Below are 19,187 nucleotides of genomic sequence, written 5' to 3'. Positions count from 1 at the left end.
GAAAAACCCTCGCCCCACAGCCCCGAACCCGCCGCGCCTTCTGTTGTGGTCCGGCGCGAGAATGGTTAGGGACGACGGCACCGACTTTGCGGGATGATGCCATGGCCGACCTTCTGATCGAACTCTTCTCCGAGGAAATCCCCGCCCGCATGCAGGCGGGCGCGCGCGAGGCCCTGAAAAAGCTGGTGACCGACGGCCTGGTCGAGGCCGGGCTGACCTATGCCGGCGCCGGCGCCTTCTCGACCCCGCGCCGCCTGACCCTCGCCATCGAAGGGCTCTCCGCCGAAAGCCGCCCGGTGCGCGAGGAACGCAAAGGCCCCCGCACCGATGCGCCCCAGGCTGCGCTCGACGGCTTTCTCCGCTCGACCGGGCTGACGCCCGATCAGCTGGAGAAGCGCGCCGACAAGAAGGCCGAGGTCTGGTTCGCGGTGATCGAAAAGCCGGGCCGCCGCGCGCCGGAAATCGTCGCCGAAGTGCTGGAAGCCGCGATCCGCAATTTCCCCTGGCCGAAGTCGATGCGGTGGGGCGCGGGCACGCTCCGCTGGGTGCGCCCGCTGCATTCGATCCTCTGCATTCTCAGCGACGAGGCGGGCGCGGAAATCGTGCCGCTCTCGGTCGGCGGCATCCGTTCGGGCGACACCACCGAAGGCCACCGCTTCATGGCTCCGGGCCGGTTCGCGGTGACCAGTTTCGAGGATTACGCCGCAAAGCTGCGCCGGGCGAAGGTCATGCTCGATCAGGCCGAGCGCGAGGCCGCCATCGCCCAGGGGGCCGCCAATCTCGCCTTCGCCGCCGGGCTGGAGCTGGTCGCGGACAAGGGCCTGCTGGCCGAGATCGCCGGTCTGGTCGAATGGCCGGTGCCGCTGATGGGCCGCATCCCCCAAGCCTTCCTCGGCCTGCCGCCCGAGGTGTTGCAGACCTCGATGAAGGAACACCAGAAGTTCTTCTCGGCGCGCGACCCGAAGAGCGGCCGGATCGAGGGCTTCGTCACCGTCGCCAATATCGAGACCCCGGACCACGGCGCGACCATCCTCCAGGGCAACCTGAAAGTGCTGAGCGCCCGGCTCTCGGACGCGCGGTTCTTCTGGGAGAACGACCTGCGGGTGGCGAAGGCCAGCCCCGGGCATGAGCCAATGGCGGAATGGGCCACGGGCCTGAGCCACGTCACCTTCCACAACAAACTCGGCAGCCAGGCGGAACGCATCGCCCGCATCGCCGCGCTGGCGCGCGAGATCGCGCCGCTGGTCGGCGCCGACCCGGACCAGGCCGAGCGCGCGGCACGTCTCGCGAAACTCGACCTGCGCTCGGCCATGGTCGGCGAGTTCCCCGAGCTCCAGGGGCTGATGGGGCGCTACTACGCTTTGGCCGCCGGAGAACCCGAGGCTATCGCCGACGCCGCCCGCGACCACTACTCGCCCCTCGGCCCCTCGGACGAAGTGCCCTCGGCGCCGGTCTCGGTCGCTGTGGCTCTGGCCGACAAGCTGGACACGCTGACCGGCTTCTGGGCGATCGACGAGAAGCCGACCGGCAGCAAAGACCCCTTCGCTTTGCGCCGCGCCGCGCTCGGGGTGATCCGGCTGGTCTTGGGGAATGAGGTGCGGATGTCGCTTGCCACGCAAGGGATAAAACCCGCCATCAATCCCATTATTATCGCAGGAAAATTGTCTGCCCGGGAACCGGACGAGCGGGACAGCGGCCTTACAAACGACCTCCTCGCCTTCTTCCACGACCGCCTCAAGGTCTACCTCCGCGACCAGGGCATCCGCCATGACGTGATCGACGCCTGTCTGGCCATGCCGGGCTCCGACGACCTCACGCTGCTGGTGAAACGCGCAACCGCGCTCTCCGACACGCTGAAGACCGAGGACGGCCAGAACCTGCTCCAGGGTTTCCGCCGCGCGAACAACATCCTCACCCAGGCCGAACAGAAGGACGGCGTCGAATATTCCTTCGGCCCCGACCCCAAATTCGCCGAATCCGACGAGGAACGCGCCCTCTTCGCCGCGCTCGATCAGGCCGGGGCGAAGATCGCCCCCGCCATGGAGGCCGGGGATTTCGCGACCGCCATGCAGGCGATGGCCGCATTGCGCGCGCCGCTCGACGCCTTCTTCACCGCGGTCCAGGTCAACAGCGGGAACGAGATCATCCGTCGCAACCGGCTGAACCTTTTGCACAGCATCCGCGCGCTCTGCTCGGGCGTGGCCGATCTGACCCGGATCGAGGGCTGATCCCCTTTCATCCTGACCCAAATACCCTCGGGGGGCGTTCAGGGGCTCGCCCGAGCCCCTGAACCGGGGGGCAGACGGCCCCCCGCCTTGCGACGCTTGCCGCTTGCGCCAACGCCAGACAAGCGTATTCTGCCAGCCGCGCGGGGAGTGCTGCATTGCAGAAATTCGATCTGATCACCGAATTCACCGAAATCACGCCGTCGGCCGCCATCGCCACGGCCGATCACGGCTGGAAAGCGAAATGCCTCCAGCGGCTGGTGCGGCTGGAGCTGCCGGTCCCCGGCACCGTCGCGCTGCCCGCGCGCACCGTGCGGATGATCGCCGCCGGCCATCCGGTCGATGCGGGGGCCATCCTCGCCCGCTTCGGGCCCGCGCCGCTGATCTCGGTGCGCGCCTCGCCGGCGAACCCCGACTGGGGCGGCCCGGCCACGATCCTCAACATCGGGCTGAACGCCGCCCGCCACCAGGCCCTTTGCGAGACCCATGGCGAGACCGCGGCCGATGCGCTCTACACCCGTTTCGTCCAGAGCTACGCGATCCATGTCGCCCGGCTTGACCCCGACATGTTCGAGGATGTGAAGCCCGGCCCCGGCGCACTGACCGAGGTGCTGCGGCTCTACGCCTATGAAACCGACGAGCCCTTCCCCGAAGATCCGGCCCGCCAGCTTTCCGAAGTCCTGCGCTCAATGGCCCGCGCCTGGGAGGGCACCTCGGCCCGCCTTCTGCGCAGCGCCAAGGGGGCGCCCGAGGATGCCGCGCTCGGCCTCGTGGTGCAGGAGATGGCCCAGGGCATCGGCCAGGGCATTTCCGGCTCGGGGGTGATCCAGTTCGTGGACAGCGTGACCGGCACGCAACGTATCACCGGCCGCTATCTCGGGCAAAGCCAGGGCCGCGACGCGCTGGCCGCGCGCGAGGCGCTCTATCTGACCCGCGATCCGCGCGGGCCGTCTCTGGAAGACACCGCGCCCGAGATCATGACGGAACTGATCCGCCACGGCGCCACCTGCCGCGACAAGCTGCGCGAGGAAATGCAGATCGAATTCACCATCGAGGACGGCAGGCTTTCCGTGCTCGATGCGGTGCGGGTGGCGCGCTCGGCCCGCGCGGGCCTCAGGATCGCGGTTGCGCTGGCCGAGGACGGGGTGATCTCGCCGCGCGAGGCGGTGCTGCGGGTCGAGCCGCGCGCCTTGTCGGAACTGTTGCACCACCAGGTCGATCCGCGCGGGCTCCGCGACGTGATCGCGAACGGCATCGCCGCCTCGCCCGGCGCGGCGACCGGCAGGCTGGTGTTCTCGGCCGAAGCCGCGCAAGGATGCGCGGCGCGGGATGAGGACTGCATCCTCGTGCGCCGCGAGACCGCGCCCGAGGACATCCGCGGCATGCATTCGGCGGTCGCGGTGCTGACCGAACGCGGCGGCATGACCAGCCATGCGGCGGTGATCGCCCGCGGCCTCGGCCTGCCCGCCGTCGTCGGCGCCTCGGACCTGCGGCTCGACGCGAAGGAAAAACGCCTGACCGCGCGCGACGGCCGCATCTTCCGCGAAGGCGATGTAATCACCATCGACGGCTCGCGCGGCGAGGCGCTGGCGGGGGCTGCCGAGATGCTGCCCCCGGCGCTGGATGAGAGCTTCCGCCAGCTTCTGTCCTGGGCCGACGAGTTCCGCGACATCGGCGTGCGCGCCAATGCCGACACCCCCGCCGACGCCGCCACCGCGCGCCGGTTCGACGCCCAGGGCATCGGCCTGTGCCGCACCGAGCATATGTTTTTCGAGGAAGACCGTTTCGTCGTCATGCGCGAGATGATCTTCGCCGACAGCCCAGCCGACCGCGCCTCGGCGCTGGCGCGGCTCTTGCCGATGCAGCGCGCCGATTTCACCGAACTCTTCGGCATCATGCAGGGCCTGCCGGTCTGCATCCGGCTGTTCGACCCGCCGCTGCACGAATTCCTGCCCGCAACGCGCGAGGGGTTGCGCGAACTGGCCGAGGCGCTGGCGCGTCCGCTCTCGGAAGTCACCCGCCGCGCCGAGGCCCTGCGCGAGGTGAACCCGATGCTGGGGATGCGCGGCGTGCGGCTTGGCGTCGTGCTGCCCGAGATCTACGACATGCAGGCCCAGGCGATTTTCGAGGCCACCATCGAAAGCGCGAAACGCGGCGCGCCGATCGTGCCCGAGGTGATGATCCCCCTCGTCTCGGCCCGGCGCGAGGTCGAACTCGTCAAAACCCGGATCGACGCGGTGGCCGCCATGGTGCGCACCCGCGCCAAGGCGGATTTCGACTACAAGCTGGGGGTGATGGTGGAAACCCCGCGCGCCTGCCTGCGCGCGGGCGAGATCGCGCAGCACGCGGCCTTCCTGTCCTTCGGCACCAACGACCTGACGCAGATGACTTACGGCCTCTCGCGCGACGACGCCGGGCGGTTCATGAACACCTATGTCCAGCAGGGCGTCTTCCCGGAAGACCCGTTCCACATCCTCGACACCGACGGGGTGGGAGAGCTTCTGCTGACCGGGGCCGAGCGCGGCCGCCACACCCGCGCCGATCTGAAACTCTCGATCTGCGGCGAGCACGGCGGCGACCCGGAGTCGATCGCCTTCTGCCGTCGCGCGGGATTCGATTACGTCTCTTGCAGCCCTTATCGGGTGCCGATGGCGCGGCTGGCGGCGGCGCATCTGGCGCTGACCGGAAATGTGGATAACTGAAATACAACCACAATATCATGTGGTTGTGATTGTTTCCTGATACGGCACACGAAGATTTTCGGCAGAAAACCGCCCATGTCCGCGGAAATATCGCGGCAATTTTGCCACAAGACTGGCCTGCCCATCCTGATTCGCCTAATCGCACCGCTTGTTCATGCGGGGCCATCGGCGCCCGCTTTGGGGCTAACAGACCGGGAACCGGAATATGACACGCCTAGGGAATACGCTGGCCGCAGGCCTGACTGCCGCCATCGCCTTCACCCAAGCGGCAGATGCCGACGTGACGCGCAGCGACAGGAACGATCCGAAAACCGCCATCGCGGATGAGATGGGCCTTCTGCTGGGCAATGAGAAATCGCGGCTGAACGGGCTGTCGGATCAGGCGCTCGGCACCATCGCCAGCGGCCCGGAGAAAACCGGACCAGAGAAAACCGGCCCGGTGAAGACCGTGGTGAAGAGAACCGTGGTGCGCAAGGCGGCCGATCCGGCGGAAACCGCATCCGGCACCGTCACCGAAGTGACGGATGAAAAGACCGGCGAGAAGAAGATCCGCCGCGTCATCGTGAAGAAATCCGAGACCCCGAAGGCCGGCTTCCAGCTTTTCGGCAAGAAATCCCCCGCCCCCGAGGCCCCCGCGCAAACCATGACCGTCCGTTACGACGCGGGCTGGCTGATGGCGCAGCCCGCGCCCGAGGGCGGCCAGGAATGGCAATGCCTGACCGAGGCGATCTATTTCGAATCGCGCGGCGAAAGCCTGAAGGGCCAGTTCGCGGTGGCCGAGGTGATCCTGAACCGGGTCGAAAGCGGGCTCTATCCGCGCTCGGTCTGCGGCGTGGTCAAACAGCGCGGCGGCGGCGGCTGCCAGTTCTCCTACACCTGCAACGGCAGCTCGACGAAGATGCGCGACGGCTATTCGCGGGAGATCGCCGGGCGGATCGCCAGCGTCATGCTGAACGGCGCGCCGCGCGAACTGACCGCGGGCGCCACCCATTTCCACACCCGCGCGGTGGCCCCGTCCTGGTCGAAACGCTTCGCCCGCACCATCTCCATCGGCTCGCATCTGTTCTACCGCCAGCCCGGCGTGCGGGGCTGATGTCGTTCACGGCCCGCTTTGTGCCGAGATGAGGCTTGGGCTCGGCGCAGGCAACTGTTAGGGATGCGGGCCAACCAGGAACACCGCACCCCGGAGGGGGTATGACCCAGCCAACCGACACCGCCCTCGCCTTCGCCCATCCGCAGGAGCGCGCCGAAGCCTCGGCCAGCGCCGATCCGCGCGACCGGATCTCGCTGCGCGACCATGTGGTCGAGGCCGAGATCGGCGCCTTCCAGAAGGAACGCGGCCACAAGCAGCGCCTGCGCTTCAATGTGGTGATCGAGGTGCGGCCCACGCCGCAGCCGCTGGATGACGACGTGGACCGCATCCTGTCCTATGACCGGATCACCGAGGCCATCGCCGCCGAACTCGCGACCGAGCGGCTGAACCTGCTGGAGACCTTGGCCGAGCATATCGCCGAGCGGCTGCTGGCCGAGCCGCAGGCGATGCGCGCCTTCGTGCGGATCGAAAAGCTGGATGTCGGCCCCTATTCGCTGGGGGTCGAGATCGTGCGCTCGCGCGCCGAAGTGCCGGTGCGCGAGGGCGAGGATGCGGTGCATCCTCTGATCGTCTTCTTCGACAACGGCACGATCCATGCGCCGGATCTCTCGGCGAAGATCGATTCGCTGCTGGCGCCCGGGGTGCCCGCGATCTTCTGCGTCGGCCTGCCCGACCTGCCGCGGCCGCAGACCGGCCACCGCCCGACGCAGCGCCGCGTCGATCTGCTGGCGATCGAGCAGAACGCCTGGGTGCTGGCCGCGCGCGATCCGCGCTGCGTGGTCGTCGCCTCGCGCACCGAGATCGACTGGGCGATCAAACGCGGCCGCTCGGTGGTCTGGGCGCCGTCGAAACTGGTGCTCGACGCGGTGGACGGGCCGCAGACCCGCGATCCGGTGGCGCTGGCTTTGTGGCTGGCCGAAGAGATGGCGGCCTCGGAGATCATTCTTCACGGCGATGTTACAGTTCCGGCGGGAAGCCGCATCCCGGCGCGGCGCGGCTGAGCCCGCCGCTTGCCAAACCCCGGGAGCGGGCGCAAAACCGGGCCGCACCGCGCGCGCCCGGAACCCCGATTTGACATGACCGACATCCTTCCGCCCCTCTCCGATCTGATCCTGCCGCTGCCCCATGGCGGCGCGCAGGGCAGCGAACCCCTCGCCGGCAGCCGCCATCTGTGCTGGGACGAGGCCGTGCTCACCCCCCGGGACGGCGCGGCGCGGCGGGTGGCGGCGGGCGAACTGCCGCCCCGTGCCCGCGCGCTGCTGAGCGCGCCGCGCCCGGCGCTCTGCGGTCTGACGTTCGAGCGCCCCCGGATCATGGGGATCCTGAACGTCACCCCCGACAGTTTCTCGGACGGCGGGCGCCATGACGCGCTGGAAGCCGCCCTCGCCCGTGCCGCCGCCATGGCACAAGAGGCCGACATCCTCGACATCGGCGGCGAAAGCACCCGCCCCGGCGCGAAGGAAGTCCCGGCGGAAGAGGAAATCGCCCGCACCGCCCCGGTGATCCGCGCGATCCGCGCCGCCGGAATCACCACGCCGATCTCGATCGACACCCGCAAGGCAGCCGTCGCCGGGGCCGCGCTGGACGCCGGCGCCGATATCGTCAACGACGTGACCGCCTTGCGGTTCGATCCGGGCATGGCGCGGCTCATCGCCGAACGCGGCGTGCCGGTTTGCCTCATGCATTCCATCGCCACGCCCGAGACCATGCAGAAACACGCGGTCTATGACGATGTGGTTCTGGCGGTGCGCGACCATCTGGCCGAGCGGATCGAAGCCGCCGCAGCCGCGGGAATCGCGCCGGAGAAGCTGATCCTCGATCCGGGTATCGGCTTCGGCAAGACCGCCGAACACGATCTGGCGCTGCTGCGCAACCTGGCGGCATTTCAGGCCTTCGGCCTGCCGGTCCTGCTCGGCGCCTCGCGCAAGAAATTCATCGGCGCGCTGACCGGGGCCGCGGTCCCGGCCGAGCGGGTGGCGGGCTCGCTCGCGGTCGCGCTGCATGGCGCGGGCCAGGGGGCGCAGATCCTGCGCGTTCACGACACCAAAGAAACCCGGCAGGCGCTTGCGATGTGGCAGGCGATGACCGGGTCAGCGGAAAAGGCGGACCATGACACGTAAACTCTTCGGCACCGACGGGGTGCGGGGCCGGGCCAATGCCTGGCCGATGACGGCCGAACTCGCGCTGAAACTCGGCGCGGCGGCCGGGCGCTATTTCCGCCGCGACGGCGGCGCCACGCATCGGGTGGTGATCGGCAAGGACACGCGGCTTTCGGGCTATATGCTGGAAAACGCGCTGACCGCCGGGCTGACCTCGACCGGCATGAACGTGCTGCTTCTGGGGCCGGTTCCCACCCCCGGCGTGGGCTTTCTGACCCGCTCGATGCGCGCCGATCTGGGCGTGATGATTTCCGCGAGCCACAACCCGCACCATGACAACGGCATCAAATTCTTCGGCCCCGACGGGTTCAAGCTGTCCGACCAGGCCGAGGCCGAGATCGAGGCGATGCTGGAGGGCGAGATCCGCCTCGCCCAGGCGCAAAACATCGGCCGCGCGAAGCGGATCGAGGACGGCCGCGGCCGCTATCAGGAATATGTCAAGACCTCGTTCCCGGCCGGGCTGCGGCTCGACGGGCTGAAGGTGGTGGTCGATTGCGCCAACGGCGCCGCATATCGCGCCGCGCCCGAGGTTCTGTGGGAGCTCGGCGCCGAGGTGATCCCGGTCGGGGTCTCGCCCAACGGCACCAATATCAACGAGAATTGCGGCTCGACCCATCCCGAGACCGCCGCCGAGGCGGTGATCACCCATGGCGCCGATGTCGGCATCGCGCTGGACGGCGACGCCGACCGGGTGATGATCCTTGATGAGCGCGGCGTGGTCGCCGACGGCGATCAGGTCATGGCGCTGCTGGCCGCCCGCTGGGCGGAGGACGGCCGGCTGAAGGGCGGCACGCTGGTCGCCACGGTGATGTCGAACCTCGGGCTGGAGCGGTTCCTGACCGCGCGCGGGCTGCGGCTGGAGCGCACCGCCGTGGGCGACCGCTACGTGGTCGAGGCGATGCGCAAGGGCGGCTACAACCTCGGCGGCGAGCAGTCGGGCCATATCGTGATGACCGATTATGCCACCACCGGCGACGGGCTGGCCGCCGCGCTGCAATTCTTGGCCGAGATGGTGCGCTCGGGCCGCAAGGCCAGCCAGTTGGCGCGGCAATTCGACACCGTGCCGCAGATGCTGAAGAACGTGCGCTTCACCGATGGCGCGAAGCCCCTGGATTCGGAGGCCGTGCAGGCGGTGATCGCCGCGAACGAGGCGCGGATCGACGGCAAGGGGCGGCTCCTGATCCGCAAATCCGGCACCGAACCGCTGATCCGGGTCATGGCCGAATGCGAGGACGAGGCGCTGCTGACCAGCGTCGTCGACGAAATCGCGGGCGCCGTCGCCGCGGCGGGCTGACGCACGGCGGGTTTAAGATCGGCGGCTTAAGTTCTGCGGGGGCGCAGATCCCCGCCGCCCCCGCCCCGCCCGGCTGGCGGCCCGGCGGGTTTTGGGCCAGGCTGCCCCCCAGTTCAGCAAGACGGAGCAAAGCGATGATGACGAACAGGGCAGCCCAGACCGCGGGCTTTCTGGCGGCGGCGCTGTGGCTCGCGGGTCCGGTGGCGGCGCAGGAAACGGTGACGCAGGATGCGGTCGCGCTCGGGCCGCATCAGGTGACGGTGACGGAAAGCGCGGATTACAACCGCCTGCTCTCGGTCGACGGCCAGGTCCTGCATGAGGACGGGCTGATCCTGCTCGACGGCGCGGTCGAGGTCGCGGGCGAGACGGTGGTCACCGGCATCGCCGGGGCGGGCGGCAATGCCTGCAACGCCACGCCCATCGTGGTCTCGCTGCGCGACGGTGCGCCGCGGCTCGACGGGCCGGTCGATTCCTGCTCGTGGTTCGAGCGCCGGGTCGAGCCCGGCCGCATCGTGTTCTACACCGAGGCGCTGCCGGGGATGGATGCCGAGATCTGGCACTGGACGCCCGCGGACGGCCTGGTCGCCGAAGGCACCGTCGCCTTCACCCCCGACGCCGCCGAAGGCTGGGAGGGGCTCGCGGGTCTGAAAGACGCCCATCCGCTGGATGCTCTGGCCTTCGCCCCGGTCTACGAGCAGCTGAAATCCGGCATGTCGGCGGAAGACTGGGCGATCTACAGCGAGATCCTCGGCCAGCTCGGCTCGGGCGAACTGCTGCCCGGGGGCTATCGCGGCCAGGCCTGCAACAAATACATCTGCGAGGACGAATGGGCGATGCTGTGGATCGACAGCGCCAGCCGCACCGCCGTCGCCCTGTGGAAACGCGAAAGCGACGAAGAGCCGAAGAGCTTCCCCGACCGCGCGACCTGGCCGGAATGGATCGGCCTCGACGCCTCGGAAGCCCTCAACGGCGCGGGCTGAGGAGGCGGGCGGGGGCAGCGGTTGACAGCGCCGCCCTGGCGGGGCCAGGCGGGACATCTCCCCGGAATAGCGACGGCCGGCCATGCTTCCGCCATCCTCCTTCGCAAAGTGCCCCCGGACGCAATCACGGACGGGCGGCATGGCACAGGACGGCAGGGCACCTGAGGCACGGATTCTCTGGATTGATGCCGTCCGGGGCATAACGATCACCCTGGTCGTCCTGTTTCATGCCGCGATAGCCCTGGCGACCTGGTTTCCCGCAACCGAAAGCAACCTGCCGGAGCCGCTGATCAGACTCACGGCGCTCCTTGGGCTGGTGCGGATGCCGGCCTTCTTTTTCTGTTCCGGCCTCGTGTTCTCTTTTGCCATCGCGCGGGGGTGGAGGTGGTTTCTCGCCCGCCGGCTGAGATTTGCCCTTTGGATCGTGGCGGTCTGGACGGGAATATCGCTGGCAGTGGAACGGTCTGGCCTGCATCTTTACCCGCAGTACACGACACCCTTCATTCTTCCCGAACAGTTGCTCTGGGTTCCCTATGGCAATCTTTGGTTCATCTACGCGATGTTGCTGGTCTCTGCCCTCGCACTGCTTCTGCGACCCCTGCCACTGGCGGTGCAGCATCTTCTGGTGCTGGGGCTTGGCGTCCTGGCCATGCTGACCGACCGCCATGTCGTCCTGCCGGAAGGGTTGCGGCTGCTGGCCGGAGGCCTGGCCGAGGATGCGCTGGTCTTTTTCATGCTGGGTGTCTGGTGGGGGCCGTCGCTGATCCGCTTTCTGGACGATCCCCGGATCGCGCTGGCCGCCGGGTTTGCCCTGCCGGCTCTGGGGCTGAGCGCGCTGAACATGATCGCCCCGGTCGGGATCTGGCTCCCGATCCTCGTCATGCTGCCCATGACGACCGGCTTTCTGGCCATGATCCGGATATTCTCGGTCTGGGAGCCCGGCACGCGTTTCTTCGCCATGATCGGCCGCCGGTCGCTTGAGATCTTTCTGCTCCACCAGTTCTTTCTGGCAGCGGTTTTCGCGCTGCTTGAGCGGTTTGCTCCGGGAATGCCGCCCGTTACGGCCCTGCTGCTTCTGTGGCTGGTTCCCCTTGCCGGGTCGGTGCGGGCCGCGCGGATCCTGCGGGCCCGGAGCGGGCCGCTGCTGTTCGATGCGCCGGCCTGGCTGAAGCTGCCGACAGCTCGCCGCGGGGCGGAGAGGGCGACCTGATGAAAAACAACGGGCCGGAGAAAAACTCCGGCCCGTGAAGATTCTGACAGCGGATCAGTTGCGCGCTTTGTCGACCATCTTGCCCTTCGAGATCCAGGGCATCATTTCGCGCAGTTTCGCACCGACCTTCTCGATCTGATGCTCGTCATTGGCGCGGCGCGAGGCTTTCAGCGTCGGCTGGCCGACCTGATTTTCCAGCATGAAATCGCGCACGAACTTGCCGCGCTGGATGTCCTGGAGGACGGCTTTCATGCGGGCCTTGGTCTCGTCGTAAGGCAGAATGCGCGGGCCGGTGACGTATTGGCCGTATTCTGCGGTGTTCGAGATCGAGTAATCCATATTGGCGATGCCGCCTTCATAGATCAGGTCGACGATCAGCTTCACCTCGTGCAGGCATTCGAAATAGGCCATTTCCGGCGCGTAGCCGGCTTCGACCAGGGTCTCGAACCCGCAGCGGATCAGCTCGACCAGACCGCCGCAAAGGACGGCCTGCTCGCCGAAGAGGTCGGTTTCGCATTCTTCGCGGAAGTTGGTCTCGATGATGCCCGAACGGCCGCCGCCGATGGCCGAGCAATAGCTCAGGCCGATTTCCAGCGCCTTGCCGGATGCGTTGGTGTTCACCGCCACGAGGCAGGGCACGCCGCCGCCTTTGGTATATTCGCCGCGCACGGTGTGGCCCGGGCCTTTCGGTGCCATCATGATGACGTCGACGCCGGGCTTCGGCTCGATCAGGCCGAAATGCACGTTCAGGCCATGGGCAAAGGCAATCGCCGCGCCTTCGCGGATATTGTCATGCACGTATTTCTTGTAGGTCTCGGCCTGGAGTTCGTCGGGCATGGTGAACATGATCACGTCGGCCCATTTGGCGGCCTCGGCGATGCCCATGACCTTCAGGCCTTCGCCTTCGGCTTTCTTCGCCGACGGGCTGCCTTCGCGCAAAGCGACGACGAGGTTTTTCGCTCCCGAATCGCGCAGGTTCAGCGCATGGGCGTGGCCCTGGCTGCCATAGCCGAGGATCGCCACATTCAGGTTTTTGATCAGGTTCACATCGCAGTCGCGATCGTAATAGACGCGCATGACAGCACTCCATTGCCAAAACTGGCGGCAGAATAGAAGGATTTTCCGCAGCGCCTGTGCGTTCTTCGCCGGATCGCGCGATCATGTCGAATTATCATTCCTGTTTTTTACAATATATGCAAAATTCATGCGATGGATGATACCGACCGCCGTATCCTGCGCCACTGGCTCGCCGAGCCCGCCCTGCCCCGCGCCGAACTCGCCGAACGCGCGGGCGTGACGGTGGCCACGCTCTGGCGCCGGATCGAGCGGCTGCGCGAGACCGGCGTGATCCTGGCCGAGACCACGGTGATCGACTGGCGCGCGCTCGGCTACGAGCTGGAGGTGAGCCTGCGCTTCACCCTCGACAAGACCGACCCGCGCGCCTTCGACGAATTCATCGGCGCCGCGCGCGAGGTGCCCGAGGTGATCGGGATCGAGACCTTCCTCGGCCGGGTCGACGTGCGGCTGAACGTGATCGCGCGCGACATGGGGCACTGGACCGAAGTTTACCGCGAGCGGATCCTGCCCTTGCCGCATATCGCCGAGGTCGATGCGCTGATGCTGATCTCGACCATCAAGGACGAGGGGGGGCTGCCGCTGTGAGCGCCGATCTCGACGACACCGACCGCGCCATCCTGCGCGCGCTGGTCGCGGATGCGGGTCTGGGAGCGGGCGAGATCGGCCGCCGCCTCGGCCTGTCGCAGCCCGCCGCCTGGCGCCGGATCCGCCGGCTGGAAGAGGCGGGCGTGATCCGCGGCCCGCGGCTGGAGGTCGACCGCGCGGCGCTCGGCTTCGGGGTGACGGTGTTTCTGGGGATCAAGCTGGCGGCGAAGGGCCGTGTCAGCCTGGAGGATTTCGAGCGCGCCGCCACCGCCATCCCCGAGGTCCAGGTGGTCCAGCATGTCCTTGGGCTGTTCGATTACCGCCTGCGGGTGGTGGCCCGCGATCTGGCGGATTTCGAGCGGGTGCTCCGGCGGCGGATCATGACGCTGCCCGGGGTGGGCAATGTCGAGGCCAATGTGGTGCTGACGGAAGAACGCCGGCCCGGTCCCCTGGGGTGAAGCGGCGGAAGCGGGGGTTTTCCACCCCCGCACCCCCGGAGGGTATTTGGGTCAGGATGAAAGGGGCAGGCGAGCGGCGGGCGCTGGCGGAAAGGTTGCGCGGGATTGCGGCCTGGGGGAAATCAGGCATTTCGCCTGCCGGGAGTTGGGAGGGGTAAGGCCGGGCGATCCCGAAACCGCGAGGAAGCGGGCGCCCGCAGCTTTGGCCGCTGTCGGGGCGGAACGGGGTGCCGGTCTTTTCGCGCGGGCCCACGGCTCCCGTTGTCGTGGTGCGGCATGGGTTGAAGGGGCTGGCGGGCGGCGCTAGCTTGCCTCGCAAAGGGACAGGAGAGCGCCGTGACGAAACTGCCGCATGACCATATCGACCCCGACGGGCTGGAGGAATTCTCGGTCGTTTTCACCGACCGCTCGCTCAACCATATGTCGGCGCGGTTCCAGCAGGTGATGCGCGAGGTCTCGGGGCTGTTGCGCGAGGTCTACAACGGCGAGGCGGTCGCCCTGGTGCCGGGCGGCGGCACCTATGCGATGGAATCGGTCGCGCGGCAGTTCGGGCGCGGCCGGGCGCTGGTGGTCAGGAACGGCTTCTTTTCCTTCCGCTGGAGCCAGATCTTCGACATGGGCGGCTTCGCGCAGGAGGTGCAGGTCGCGATGGCGCGGGCCGCGGGCAATGCGCCGCAATCCCCCTTCGCGCCGCCGCCCATCGCCGAAGTGGTGGCGAAGATCCGCGAGATGCGCCCCGATGCGGTCTTTGCCCCGCATGTGGAAACCGCGAGCGGCATCATCCTGCCCGACGACTATATCCGCGCCCTCGGCGAGGCGGCGCGCGAGGTGGGCGCGCTGTTCGTGCTCGACTGCATCGCCTCGGGCGCGGTCTGGGTGGATATGGCCGCCTTGTCGGTCGATGTGCTGATCTCGGCGCCGCAGAAGGGCTGGTCGGCCTCGCCCGCCGCGGGGATCGTCGTCCTTGGCCCGCGCGGGGCGGAGCGGCTGGAGGCCAGCGCCTCGGACAGTTTCGCGCTGGATCTGAAGAAATGGCGCGCGATCATGAAGGCCTATGAGGACGGCGGCCATGCCTATCACGCCACCATGCCGACCGATGCGATCCTCGGGCTGCGCGACGCCATGGCCGAGACCCGCGCCATGGGCTTCGCGGCCGCGAAAGCGGCGCAATGGCAGCTTGGGCGCGCGGTGCGCGATCTGCTGCGCGAACGCGGCTTCGCCTCGGTTGCCGCCGAGGGCTTCGGAGCGCCGGGCGTGGTGGTCAGTTTCACCGAGGATCCCGCCATCCAGTCGGGCGCGAAATTCCGCGAGGCGGGCACCCAGATCGCCGCGGGCGTGCCCTTGCAGATCGGCGAGGGCGAGGGCTACCGCAGCTTCCGCCTCGGGCTGTTCGGGCTCGACAAGCTGAAGGATGTCGGGGGGACGGTCGCGCGGCTGACGCGCGCGCTGGATGAGGTGCTGGGGCGCGGGGCGGGCTGAGGCGCCTTGCCGTCCGCGGGCGCCGCGCGCATGATCGCCCGGCGGCGCCCCCTCGCAGCGGAAAGCCCGCCAGACGAAGAAGGAAACCCGATGCCCGCCCCCATCATCCTGCATTACTGGCCCACCCCCAACGGCCACAAGATCAGCATCGCGCTGGAAGAGCTGGGCCTGCCCTATGAGGTGAAGCTGGTGAACATCGGCGCGGGCGAGCAGTTCGACCCGGATTTCCTGAAGATCGCGCCGAACAACCGCATCCCGGCCATCGTCGATCCCGAGGGGCCCGGCGGCGAACCGGTTCCGGTCTTCGAATCCGGCGCGATCCTGCAATATCTGGCGCGCAAGACCGGCCGGCTTTACGGCGGCAGCGAGCGCGGGCGCATCCAGGTCGAGGAATGGCTGATGTGGCAGATGGGCGGCCTGGGGCCGATGGCGGGCCAGGCCAACCATTTCCTACGCTACGCCCCCGAAATGGATCCGCCGCAGATCCTGCCCTATGCCCAGGACCGCTACCGCCGCGAGGTCGCCCGGCTTTACGGCGTGCTGGACCGCCGGCTGGAGGTGAACCGCTACGTCGCGGGCGAGGCGCTTTCCATCGCCGATATCGCGATCTGGCCCTGGGCGCGGGCCTGGGAGCGCCAGCAGCAGGTGCTGGACGACAAGCCGCATTTCGCCCGCTGGCTGGATGAACTGGCCGCCCGCCCCGCCTTTCAGCGCGGCGTCGCGGTGGCGGCCGGGGCGCGGCCCGCGAAACTCGACAAGACCGCGATAGAGAACCTCTACAAACGCTGAGGCTTGCGCCTCAGTCGCGGCCCGGGTCTTTCGCGGCCCCGGTGTTCCCGGCCCCGCTGTCCCCGGGCTCGATCATGTAGCGGTTCAGCATGGTGATCTGCACCATCAGATAGACGAACAGCACCGCCGGAAAGGCGAAGGTCTCCAGCGTGACCCAGGTCGCCTCGGACATGTTGCGCCAGATCACCTCATTGGCCACCGCCAGCGCGATGAACAGCACCACCAGCCGCCGGGTCAGGATCATCCAGCCCTCGCGCTGCATCGGCAGCGCCGCGCCGAGGATCCATTCCAGCCAGCTCTGGCCGCGCAAAAGCCCGATCCCGAGGAGGGCGGCGAAGGTGCCGTAGACCAGCGTGGTCTTCATCTTGAAAAAGCGCGCATCGTTGAACCAGGCCGTCAGCGCGCCGAAAAAGACCACCACGATGCCGGTGAAGATCTGCATGCGGGAAAGCTGCCCCGTCAGCCGCCACAAGACCGCGATCGAGGCGAGAAGGATCGGCACAAAGACAACGGCCGCGACGATGAAGCCGGAATATTCCGTGCCGCCAAAGGTGTAGCTCTCGTCCTTGATCCACATGTAGATCGCGAAGAACAGGATGGTCGGCCCCAGTTCCAGCACTTGTTTCAGCAAGGGGTTGATGGTCTTTTCCGCCATGGGCTTGGGTTTCCTTCTCAGCGGCCCGGCATCCAGCCGATATGCCAGGTCGTGTCTTTCAGATAATTCGCCGCCGGATCGGGGGTCTCGCCGAAAACCGCGGTGCCGATGATTGTGCGGATCAGCCCGCCCGAAGGGTCGGAAATCCGCAGCGAGGCTTCGCCGGCCGGATGGGGCAGCGTCGCGGCGATCTGTTCCAGCGGCGCGCGGGTCTCATGCGTGAAGGGCGGTTCGGGCAGCGCGGAGATGCGCTCCCGCAACCCGTCCCGGAAACGCGAGAGGCTTTCGGCGGGCGTCACGCCGGGCTCGGCCAGATCCGGCAGGATCTGCGGCAGGATCACGGTCTCGAAAAGGTCGCCGTTGCGCAGGTGCAGCTCGAAGCCGGGCATGGTCACCGCGCTCAGGCTGGCGAAGATCGCCGCCTCGCCCGAGAGATCGACATTCGCGAAAGTCGCGCGCAGACTGAGGGAATTGCCGCCCGAGAGGTCCAGGCTCAGATCGTGGATCTGCAACTCGTTGCGGACATCGTTCCACTCCAGCCGCAGATCGAGGAAGATCGGCCGCGCCTGCACTTCGGCCAGGTAATCCTGCACCGGATCGCCGCTGCGCGGCAGGGCGCGCAGGGCGTCCAGCCGCAGCGTCATGAGGCCGGGCGCCGGTTCGCCAGCGGCCCATGCCAGGGCCTCGCCCTCGGCCACCACCGATTCCGCGCTCCAGGCCCAGACCTGGCTTTCGGCCAGCAGGTCAAGGAAAACGCAGGACGCGCCGGTCTCCGGCCCGATCCGGCCGGTGAGCGTATAGCCCGCCTCTCCGGCCCGCGCCTGCGCCGAGGCCCAGATCGCTGCGCAGGGCGCGCCGTCCTGCGCGAAAGCCGCCGCAGAGGCGAGCACAGGGACGAGCGCGAGCGCGGCGGCCTTCATTCCGCCAGCCCCACCAGGGCGCGGGCGAAGTCTTCGGGATCGAAGGGCGAGAGGTCGTCGATCTGCTCGCCCACGCCGATGGCATGGATCGGCAGGCCGAATTTGTCGGCCAGCGCCACCAGCACGCCGCCTTTGGCGGTGCCGTCGAGCTTGGTCATCACCAGCCCCGACACCTCGGCGATCTTGCGGAAGATCTCAACCTGGATCACCGCGTTTTGTCCGGTGGTCGCGTCCAGCACCAGCAGCGTGTTGTGCGGCGCGGTCTCGTCCTGCTTCTTCAGCACGCGGACGATCTTGGCCAGTTCCTCCATCAGGTCCTGGCGGTTTTGCAGCCGCCCGGCGGTGTCGATCATCAGAAGATCTGCGCCCTCGGCCCGCGCCTTCGCCAGCGCATCCCAGGCGAGGCTGGCCGGATCGGAGCCCTCCGGCGCGGTCAGCACCGGAACCCCCGCGCGCTCGCCCCAGACCTTCAGCTGATCGACGGCCGCCGCGCGGAAGGTGTCGCCCGCGGCGATCACCACCTTCTTCCCGGCGGCACGGAACTGCGAGGCGAGCTTGCCGATCGTCGTGGTCTTGCCCGAGCCGTTCACCCCCACGACCAGCACCACCTGGGGCTTTTTCGGATACAGCGGCAGCGGGCGGGCGACCGGGGTCATGATCCGCGCGACCTCGGCCGCGAGCGCCTGTTTCAGCTCGCGGGTCGAGACTTTGCGCCCGAACCGCCCCTCGGCGATATTGGCGGTGACACGGACCGCGGTCTCCACCCCGAGATCGGCCTGGATCAGCAGTTCCTCAAGGCTTTCGAGCATCTGATCGTCGAGCACCCGGCGCGGCTCGTCGCGCAGATCCTCCCCCGGACCGCGCCCGAACAGCCGGCCGATCAGTCCAGGCCTGGCCTCGGGAGCGGGCGGCGGCGCGGCGGGCTGCGGCGCGGGGACAGCCGGGGCAGGCATCGCCACGGGCGCGGCAGGGGCCCCCGGCGCGGGCGGTTCGGGAAGCCTCGCTTCCGGCTCCGGCGCCTGCGCTGCGCTCTCTGCCGTCTCGTCCCCTTCGGCGACGAGCGCATCGAGCCCCTCGCCGATCTTGTCCGAAGACCGGAACAGCCGGTCCTTGAGTTTAGAGAAGAAGGACATTGCGCGGCCTCATAGCTAGCAGGGTTTTACCTAATCGCTTTGCCCCCCGATGGAAAGGGCGCTGCACCGGAGCGGGCCTGTGGCCCCTGCCGCCCGCCTGTGCCGGCCTGTGCCCGGGCGGCCCGCATCTGTCTGGTCGGGGAAGCCTCCGGCGGGGGTATTTACGTCAGGATGAAAGACCTTTTGCCAAGGCCTCGGGCCGCGGGGCGGGAGATCGGTTCGGGGGCGCGGCTGCTGCGGAAGCTTGCCCGGGTTTTGGCACTTCCTGCCATTGCGGGCCTGCGCGGGGGCGCGGGCGGAAGACCACCGGGCGGGGCCTGCGGGAAGCGCATCCTTCGGCTCCGTTCAGCCGGGCGCGAAACGCGAGGCTCCGGTTTTCCTGCCGCGCCTGCGACAGTGCGCGGTCTTTTCCGCGCCATGATTTCATG

At 68.3% G+C, this 19,187-nt stretch carries 16 protein-coding genes; 12 read left to right on the top strand and 4 right to left on the bottom strand.

The features are described 5' to 3' along the window. The first annotated feature begins 101 nt into the window (after positions 1 to 101). The 8 genes from glyS to XINFAN_RS17810 all read left to right on the top strand — a co-directional run bounded on the left by glyS (position 102) and on the right by XINFAN_RS17810 (position 11,663). The gene (gene glyS, locus XINFAN_RS17845; RefSeq protein ID WP_124088226.1) at positions 102 to 2,228 is read left to right on the top strand and encodes a glycine--tRNA ligase subunit beta; all 2,127 of its coding nucleotides are present in this window, start codon (positions 102 to 104) and stop codon (positions 2,226 to 2,228) included. 155 nt (positions 2,229 to 2,383) lie between these two features. After that, complete coding sequence (locus XINFAN_RS17840) at positions 2,384 to 4,927, top strand: putative PEP-binding protein (RefSeq protein ID WP_124088225.1); 2,544 nt, start codon at positions 2,384 to 2,386, stop codon at positions 4,925 to 4,927. Positions 4,928 to 5,132: 205 nt separating this feature from the next. Further along, positions 5,133 to 6,020, top strand: coding sequence for a cell wall hydrolase (locus tag XINFAN_RS22285; RefSeq protein WP_233352332.1), 888 nt, complete (start codon positions 5,133 to 5,135; stop codon positions 6,018 to 6,020). A gap of 101 nt (positions 6,021 to 6,121) precedes the next feature. After that, complete coding sequence (locus XINFAN_RS17830; RefSeq protein ID WP_124088224.1) at positions 6,122 to 7,021, top strand: dihydroneopterin aldolase; 900 nt, start codon at positions 6,122 to 6,124, stop codon at positions 7,019 to 7,021. 75 nt (positions 7,022 to 7,096) lie between these two features. Continuing rightward, positions 7,097 to 8,140: a dihydropteroate synthase gene (gene folP, locus XINFAN_RS17825; RefSeq protein ID WP_124088223.1), complete on the top strand. Its 1,044-nt coding sequence runs from the start codon at positions 7,097 to 7,099 to the stop codon at positions 8,138 to 8,140. After that, positions 8,130 to 9,473, top strand: coding sequence for a phosphoglucosamine mutase (gene glmM / locus XINFAN_RS17820; protein WP_124088222.1), 1,344 nt, complete (start codon positions 8,130 to 8,132; stop codon positions 9,471 to 9,473). Before folP ends, glmM begins: the two co-directional genes overlap by 11 nt. Positions 9,474 to 9,610: 137 nt before the next feature. After that, the gene (locus tag XINFAN_RS17815; RefSeq protein ID WP_124088221.1) at positions 9,611 to 10,453 is read left to right on the top strand and encodes an Ivy family c-type lysozyme inhibitor; all 843 of its coding nucleotides are present in this window, start codon (positions 9,611 to 9,613) and stop codon (positions 10,451 to 10,453) included. A 139-nt stretch (positions 10,454 to 10,592) separates the two neighbouring features. Further along, positions 10,593 to 11,663, top strand: a complete 1,071-nt coding sequence (locus XINFAN_RS17810) for an acyltransferase family protein (RefSeq protein WP_160144653.1) — start codon at positions 10,593 to 10,595, stop codon at positions 11,661 to 11,663. A gap of 54 nt (positions 11,664 to 11,717) precedes the next feature. Here XINFAN_RS17810 and ilvC read toward each other — a convergent pair whose 3' ends face one another. Beyond that, on the bottom strand, positions 11,718 to 12,740 hold the full coding sequence (gene ilvC / locus XINFAN_RS17805; protein WP_124088219.1) for a ketol-acid reductoisomerase: 1,023 nt from the start codon (positions 12,738 to 12,740) through the stop codon (positions 11,718 to 11,720). 132 nt (positions 12,741 to 12,872) lie between these two features. Between ilvC and XINFAN_RS17800 the strand changes: the two genes are divergently transcribed. The 4 genes from XINFAN_RS17800 (at position 12,873) to XINFAN_RS17785 (ending at position 16,051) form a co-directional block, all read left to right on the top strand. Then, complete coding sequence (locus tag XINFAN_RS17800) at positions 12,873 to 13,325, top strand: Lrp/AsnC family transcriptional regulator (protein ID WP_124088218.1); 453 nt, start codon at positions 12,873 to 12,875, stop codon at positions 13,323 to 13,325. After that, positions 13,322 to 13,783: an Lrp/AsnC family transcriptional regulator gene (locus tag XINFAN_RS17795; RefSeq protein ID WP_124088217.1), complete on the top strand. Its 462-nt coding sequence runs from the start codon at positions 13,322 to 13,324 to the stop codon at positions 13,781 to 13,783. The genes XINFAN_RS17800 and XINFAN_RS17795 overlap by 4 nt, the downstream gene beginning before the upstream one ends. Positions 13,784 to 14,128: 345 nt before the next feature. Next, a complete protein-coding gene (locus tag XINFAN_RS17790) occupies positions 14,129 to 15,262 on the top strand; it encodes an aminotransferase class V-fold PLP-dependent enzyme (protein ID WP_435530879.1) in 1,134 nt (377 codons plus the stop codon). Between the two features lie 90 nt (positions 15,263 to 15,352). After that, positions 15,353 to 16,051 carry a glutathione S-transferase family protein gene (locus XINFAN_RS17785; RefSeq protein WP_124088216.1) on the top strand — a complete coding sequence of 233 codons (699 nt, stop codon included), beginning with the start codon at positions 15,353 to 15,355 and terminating at the stop codon, positions 16,049 to 16,051. A 10-nt stretch (positions 16,052 to 16,061) separates the two neighbouring features. On the opposite strand, the gene XINFAN_RS17780 is transcribed toward XINFAN_RS17785, so the two are convergent. From XINFAN_RS17780 to ftsY, 3 genes are read right to left on the bottom strand one after another with little or no spacing between them, the layout of a single operon-like run. Continuing rightward, the gene (locus XINFAN_RS17780) at positions 16,062 to 16,706 is read right to left on the bottom strand and encodes an inner membrane-spanning protein YciB (RefSeq protein WP_124088215.1); all 645 of its coding nucleotides are present in this window, start codon (positions 16,704 to 16,706) and stop codon (positions 16,062 to 16,064) included. 17 nt (positions 16,707 to 16,723) lie between these two features. Further along, positions 16,724 to 17,626: a hypothetical protein gene (locus XINFAN_RS17775; protein WP_124088214.1), complete on the bottom strand. Its 903-nt coding sequence runs from the start codon at positions 17,624 to 17,626 to the stop codon at positions 16,724 to 16,726. Further along, the gene (gene ftsY, locus XINFAN_RS17770; RefSeq protein WP_124088213.1) at positions 17,623 to 18,759 is read right to left on the bottom strand and encodes a signal recognition particle-docking protein FtsY; all 1,137 of its coding nucleotides are present in this window, start codon (positions 18,757 to 18,759) and stop codon (positions 17,623 to 17,625) included. Before ftsY ends, XINFAN_RS17775 begins: the two co-directional genes overlap by 4 nt. Positions 18,760 to 19,187 lie beyond the last annotated feature (428 nt).

The sequence above is a fragment of the Pseudogemmobacter humi genome (assembly GCF_900609055.1).
Lineage (GTDB): Bacteria > Pseudomonadota > Alphaproteobacteria > Rhodobacterales > Rhodobacteraceae > Pseudogemmobacter > Pseudogemmobacter humi.
Note: the sequence above shows the minus strand (reverse complement) of the source record. Positions and strands in the feature narration are given on the sequence as shown.

Bases quoted from the DNA above. Each gene is read 5' to 3' on its own strand.
- XINFAN_RS17775 (WP_124088214.1), bottom strand. From the start codon at position 17,626: ATGAAGGCCGCCGCGCTCGCGCTCGTCCCTGTGCTCGCCTCTGCGGCG.
- XINFAN_RS17800 (WP_124088218.1), top strand. From the start codon at position 12,873: ATGGATGATACCGACCGCCGTATCCTGCGCCACTGGCTCGCCGAGCCC.
- folP (WP_124088223.1), top strand. From the start codon at position 7,097: ATGACCGACATCCTTCCGCCCCTCTCCGATCTGATCCTGCCGCTGCCC.
- XINFAN_RS17785 (WP_124088216.1), top strand. From the start codon at position 15,353: ATGCCCGCCCCCATCATCCTGCATTACTGGCCCACCCCCAACGGCCAC.
- glmM (WP_124088222.1), top strand. From the start codon at position 8,130: ATGACACGTAAACTCTTCGGCACCGACGGGGTGCGGGGCCGGGCCAAT.
- glyS (WP_124088226.1), top strand. From the start codon at position 102: ATGGCCGACCTTCTGATCGAACTCTTCTCCGAGGAAATCCCCGCCCGC.
- XINFAN_RS17780 (WP_124088215.1), bottom strand. From the start codon at position 16,706: ATGGCGGAAAAGACCATCAACCCCTTGCTGAAACAAGTGCTGGAACTG.
- XINFAN_RS17815 (WP_124088221.1), top strand. From the start codon at position 9,611: ATGACGAACAGGGCAGCCCAGACCGCGGGCTTTCTGGCGGCGGCGCTG.
- XINFAN_RS22285 (WP_233352332.1), top strand. From the start codon at position 5,133: ATGACACGCCTAGGGAATACGCTGGCCGCAGGCCTGACTGCCGCCATC.
- ilvC (WP_124088219.1), bottom strand. From the start codon at position 12,740: ATGCGCGTCTATTACGATCGCGACTGCGATGTGAACCTGATCAAAAAC.
- XINFAN_RS17810 (WP_160144653.1), top strand. From the start codon at position 10,593: ATGGCACAGGACGGCAGGGCACCTGAGGCACGGATTCTCTGGATTGAT.
- XINFAN_RS17830 (WP_124088224.1), top strand. From the start codon at position 6,122: ATGACCCAGCCAACCGACACCGCCCTCGCCTTCGCCCATCCGCAGGAG.
- ftsY (WP_124088213.1), bottom strand. From the start codon at position 18,759: ATGTCCTTCTTCTCTAAACTCAAGGACCGGCTGTTCCGGTCTTCGGAC.